This window comes from uncultured Streptococcus sp. (assembly GCF_938036805.1).
GTDB lineage: Bacteria > Bacillota > Bacilli > Lactobacillales > Streptococcaceae > Streptococcus.
In genome coordinates this window covers 1-4,993 of the sequence record NZ_CALHWC010000055.1, presented here as the reverse complement: position 1 = coordinate 4,993, position 4,993 = coordinate 1, and the positions used below count along the sequence as shown (strand labels likewise).

At 43.7% G+C, this 4,993-nt stretch carries 6 protein-coding genes; 1 reads left to right on the top strand and 5 read right to left on the bottom strand.

Going from position 1 to position 4,993, the window contains the following annotated elements; translation table 11 throughout:
• Both Q0191_RS02160 and Q0191_RS02155 read right to left on the bottom strand, forming a co-directional pair.
• The coding region (locus tag Q0191_RS02160) for a 2,3-bisphosphoglycerate-dependent phosphoglycerate mutase (RefSeq protein ID WP_297663410.1) at positions 1-364 on the bottom strand (364 nt) is incomplete at its 3' end.
• Positions 365-515: 151 nt separating this feature from the next.
• Positions 516-968, bottom strand: a complete 453-nt coding sequence (locus Q0191_RS02155) for a Fur family transcriptional regulator (protein ID WP_045498448.1) — start codon at positions 966-968, stop codon at positions 516-518.
• Positions 969-1,313: 345 nt separating this feature from the next.
• On the opposite strand from Q0191_RS02155, the gene Q0191_RS02150 reads away from it, so the two are divergent.
• Positions 1,314-2,507 (top strand): OFA family MFS transporter, encoded by a 1,194-nt coding sequence (locus Q0191_RS02150; protein ID WP_297663405.1) that lies wholly within the window; start codon positions 1,314-1,316, stop codon positions 2,505-2,507.
• Between the two features lie 121 nt (positions 2,508-2,628).
• Here the strand turns inward: Q0191_RS02150 and Q0191_RS02145 are convergent, their stop codons facing one another.
• The 3 genes from Q0191_RS02145 to Q0191_RS02135 all read right to left on the bottom strand — a co-directional run.
• Positions 2,629-3,900: a TRZ/ATZ family protein gene (locus Q0191_RS02145; protein ID WP_297663403.1), complete on the bottom strand. Its 1,272-nt coding sequence runs from the start codon at positions 3,898-3,900 to the stop codon at positions 2,629-2,631.
• Positions 3,901-3,970: 70 nt separating this feature from the next.
• A complete protein-coding gene (locus tag Q0191_RS02140; protein WP_297663401.1) occupies positions 3,971-4,672 on the bottom strand; it encodes a DUF4947 domain-containing protein in 702 nt (233 codons plus the stop codon).
• Between the two features lie 201 nt (positions 4,673-4,873).
• Positions 4,874-4,993: HU family DNA-binding protein (locus Q0191_RS02135; protein WP_297663412.1), on the bottom strand; the 120-nt coding region annotated here is incomplete at its 5' end.

Sequence of the window (4,993 nt, the reverse complement as noted above, 5' to 3'; positions counted from 1 at the left end):
GAGGCAATACATCGTATGAACGACGCCAGATGTGAACTTGCTCATCACCAAATTGCTCAGCTGCTTCAGCCTTGTTTTTACCAGTCAAACCACCGTAGTGACGTTCGTTCAAGCGCCATGATTTTTCAACTGGAACCCAAAGTTGGTCAGCTGCTTCAAGCGCCAAGTTTGTTGTTTTAATCGCACGTTTCAAAACTGAAGTGTAAGCTTGGTCAAATTCGATACCTGCTTCTTTGATTAATTTACCAGCATCAATCGCTTGTTGTGTACCTTTTTCAGAAAGATCTACATCAGCCCAACCAGTGAAGAGGTTAGCTTTGTTCCATTCAGACTCACCATGGCGAGCAAAAACCAATTTTACCATTAGATGGATTCTCCTTTTATTTTCCGGGGTCTACCCCGTTTATCTATTCTATTTTACAAAATTTTCTCTCAAAAATCCAGTCTCAGCGAGATATTTGTGAAATTTTCCACTTGCTCAGCCTTTTGAGAAAATGAATTCTCACTCAAGACTTCTAGCTAGCCACTTGTTCTTGCTGAGCGCACTCTGGACAAATGCCATAAACGACCATCTGGCTCTTGGTGATTTGATAGCCAGTCTGCTCTGCTGCTTCCTGCTGAACGTCTGGCAAATCCAAGTCCATATCCGCAATCCGACCACATTTTTCACAAATAACATTGAGGTGCTGATGCCCCATAAAATCATAATAGGTCGTCGTGTCATTTCGGACTTTGAGCTCAGATACAAAGCCTTCATCAATCAACACTTTTAGGTTGTTATAAACAGTCGCCAAGCTCATATTGGGAAATTCAGGCAAGAGGGCTTGGTAAATCATCTCTGCACTAGGATGATCATGACTGCTGATGATAAAAGCAATCACGGCCTTTCTCGTCTCTGTAATTCGAACACCTTTCAGCCTCAGATGTTCGATTACTTCCTGATAATTCTTTTCATACTCTTCATTCATCTTCTCTATACTCCATCCACATTCATTCTAGCTTGTTTCCATTATATCATGACAAACATAGATTTTCTATTAAGAATGATTGTAAATAAGGAAAAATATTAATCTACCTAATAGACTTATTCATTTTAATTAAGTAGATTTTTGCCTCAAAGCACGATATGATAGAGATGTCAACAAATATGTAAGCGCTTAAATTATTTGACATGTCAGCTTTATAGTAACAAATTCTGTAGCCATGCTTCTGCTATTTTACCTGCTCTGCAGGAAACATGCAGGACAACTATTTGGGTACAGCTGGTTTTCTATCACTTTTTAGAAAAAAATTATATAAATGAGGATATCATTATGAAAAAAACACCAAATCGCTGGTTCATTTTAGCAGCAGCTATCTTAACCAACCTTTCTTTAGGTGCTGGATACGCCTGGTCTGTTTTTCAAAAAGCGCTGCTGGAAGCCAATGCTAGCCAAGGATGGGTGCAAGCTCAAACCTCTCTAGCCTTCAGTATCTCTTTTGCAATGGTGCCAATCGGCATGATTATTTTCGGACCTAAAGTCGATTCATTAGGCCCTAAGAAATTTGTCTTTCTAGGAGGAATTCTCTTTGGTGCGGGTATGTTTGCTACAGGATTTGCAACTTCTCTTCCTGTACTCTACTTGACCTACGGGGTTGTCCTTGGTCTCGGTATCGGATCAGCCTATGGCGCTTCAACTTCTGTCGCTACCAAATGGTTCCCTGATAAAAAAGGTCTCGCGGGTGGTTTAACCGCAGCTGGCTTTGGACTTGGACCACTAATCATCGGACCACTTGCCAAAACTCTCATCGCTTCAATGGGCGTTTATTCTACATTTAAAGTTCTGGGGATTGCCCTACTTGTCGTTATCTGCTGCTCTTCTCTTGTCATGGAAAAAGCTCCAGCAGCTGCTCCAGTAGCAGGAAGTTCTGCACCGACAGGCAAAACTCACAAAGAAATGCTACGCGAAGGCAACTTCTGGTTGCTGTGGCTCATCTACATTTTAGGTGCTACTGGTGGTATGATGATCATCGGTTCAGCAGCATCTATCTCCGACCAATATAAACTAGTTGGAGAAGCAACTCTATTCGTTATGCTGGTTTCTATCGCCAATACTTTTGGACGGATCTTCTGGGGAGCTGTATCAGACAAAATCGGCCGCTACCCTACTGTAATCGCTATGTTTGCTGCTGTAGCTGGTGGCTTGGCACTGACCGCTCTCTTTAAAGGGGAGGGAAGCATCCTTGCAATCTTAGGTGTTATGCTTGTCGCCCTGTCCTTCGGTGGCTTCCTTGGATCTTTCCCAGGTATCACAGCCGAAAATTGGGGCGTGGCCAATGTCGGCACAAACTACGGCTGGATGTTCACGGCTTATGGTGTTGCAGCTATTGCCGGACCACAGTTGGGAGCTCGACTCGCCCAAGCAAACAAGGGAGACTATTCAATGGCCTTCTATATCGTTATTGGTATGGCACTCCTTGGTATCGTCCTACAATTATTCTATATTTCTAAATCAAAGAAAGCTTAAAACTATTACTAACTCTGGGGTGACCCAGAGTTTTTCTTTGACAAAGAAACTGTTAGCCAGCAAAAATTGACAAGAGCTCCCCTGACTAGCATAAAAGCCGAGACAAACTCGGCTTTTCTTTTTAACGGAACGATTCTAGATCAACGGTCAGCACTTTGCTATCTCGGACCACCTGTCGCCCTGCAATGTAGACATCCTGAACATCGCTGCCCTTGACTGCGTACACTAGGTGCGACAGCATATTTTCCAAAGGATAGAGGTGAAGTCGTCCCTTAGGCTGAATGGCAATGAAATCGGCTTGCTTACCCGCTTCCAGACTGCCAATTTTGTTATCCAATCCCAGCGCCTTGGCTCCTTCAATGGTCAAAGCTTTCAAGGCCTGCTCGATCGTAAACTGGGTCGCATCTCCTGCTCGCATCTTCTGAAGGAGGGCTGCTGTCCGACCTTCTTCAAACATATCCAGATTATTGTTAGAAGCGACAGAGTCTGTTGCCAGGCCAACGGTCACCCCAGCGGACAGTAAATCCGTCACCGGAGCTACACCAGAAGCCAGCTTGAGGTTGCTGATAGGATTGTGGGCGATGCTGACTGGAGATGCCGCTAAATCTGCAATCTCTGACGGATTGAGCTCAACTCCGTGAGCAAAAATACCTGGCTGCTCCAAGTAGCCCAAACCCTTTAAGAAAGCCAGAGGTCTTTTACCATAGCGCTCCAGGATAATTTTATTTTCTTCCTGAGTCTCTGCCACGTGGATATGAAGCTTCAAATCCAGCTCACGAGCTAGCTCAAGACTGCCCTTAAGTAGAGCCTTATCACAGGCATAAGGCGAATGAGGCGCCACCATGACCTGAAAATCTTCATCGTCATAGGAGCGAATTTTCTCAATAATGGCCCGAGTACGAGCCAGAGTCTCTTCGGCTGTTTCCGCCACTGAGCTAAAGAGTGTTGGTGAGAAATAGCAACGCATACCAGACTGCCGCACAGCCTGATAAATTCGGTCAATCTCCACTCCCTGAGGATTATACATGTCGTTAAAAGTCGTTGTTCCCGATTGGAGCATTTCAGCTAAAGCCAGCTGGACAGCCTGGGTCGTTAGTTCCGTTGTGAACTGGCTTTCTGCTGGCCAAATATAGTCCTCCAACCATTCGTGTAAATTGCTGTCGTCACGAATCCCACGTAGCAAGGTCATGGCCGAGTGCGTATGGCAGTTGACCAGCCCCGGCATGAGCCAAGCTCCTTCATAATCCACTAGCTCGCTGCATTGTTCTAACCAAGCCTTGTCATGGGGACCACAGTAGGCAATGCGTTCATCTTCCACGACCAACAAGCCTTCCCGATGAACATGAAATGCGCTGTCACAGGTCACCAGATTGACATTTGTATAAGCTTTCATCCTTGCTCCTTCTCATTTCGTTTTAGCTATTATAGCAAGCCTAGTAAACTAGCGCAAGAACTTTCAAAAATTATTTAAAATAAAGATAATCAGGATTGGGAGTCATATAATACAACTCCCCTTTAGAGAAAATCAGATTAATTTTATGTTGCTTATAGCTATATAAAATATAATCACTCTCCAACTGATAGTCTTGGTTCAAGCTAGCTGCCTGAGCAATATCCGCTGCTGTCACATAGAAAGCCTTTGCCTGCTCTTCCGTCACATGCTGACCTCGATAGAGCTCTTTTATATTTTCTAACTCCTGAGCTTTAAAAGTGTCCTTAATATAATTCGGATCCTTTATGACGGCCTCTGGCTCGCCAAGCACCTTTTTGACTTGCTCCTCTGTATAGCCTTTGAAATCAGGCGTTTGAGCACTAAATCCTCCTTCAAAAGAACGATAATACACCTTGGCATTACCTGTTGCATAGATCTTGTCTTTATTGGCAGACTGTGCATCTTGAGGCAAGCCATCCGTTACTTCATCTGGCGAACTTGTCGCCTTACTCTCAGAAGCTGGAGCACTAGATGATGAGGTCTGGCTACTCTTTGATTTTTCTTGCTGACTGGAGCCTGTAGCCTTCGTCGATTCTGATTTCTTTGGTATTTTCCCCTTTTGCACAGAAGAGACTTCAGACCTTGGCACCCTTTTCCTTGGATAATAGCAAGCTGTCAAAGCCATGACAGCCACAAGCATGGTTAAAAAGGTTATTATTTTTTTAAAATTCATAGCTCCCTCCATTTCTTAGCTACATTATATCATATTTTAAGTTGAGCAGGAGGATCACCCCAATTTTTGCTGCCTTCTCTAACAAACAAATACTGCGTCTTCTAAAAGCTTAGGAAAAATGATTGATGTTATGCCAAAACATAAGAAAAAACCTACTGCACAAGCTAGAAAGCTTGATACAATAGGCTTTTAATTTTTGTCTTATTTAACAGCGTCTTTAAGAGCTTTACCTGCTTTGAAAGCTGGAACTTTAGAAGCTGCGATTGTGATTTCTTTACCAGTTTGTGGGTTGCGACCTTTACGTGCTGCACGCTCACGAAC

Excerpts from the sequence above, each read along its gene's own strand:
- Q0191_RS02155 (WP_045498448.1), bottom strand. The coding sequence starts at position 968 with ATGAATGAAGAGTATGAAAAGAATTATCAGGAAGTAATCGAACATCTG.
- Q0191_RS02150 (WP_297663405.1), top strand. The coding sequence starts at position 1,314 with ATGAAAAAAACACCAAATCGCTGGTTCATTTTAGCAGCAGCTATCTTA.
- Q0191_RS02145 (WP_297663403.1), bottom strand. The coding sequence starts at position 3,900 with ATGAAAGCTTATACAAATGTCAATCTGGTGACCTGTGACAGCGCATTT.
- Q0191_RS02140 (WP_297663401.1), bottom strand. The coding sequence starts at position 4,672 with ATGAATTTTAAAAAAATAATAACCTTTTTAACCATGCTTGTGGCTGTC.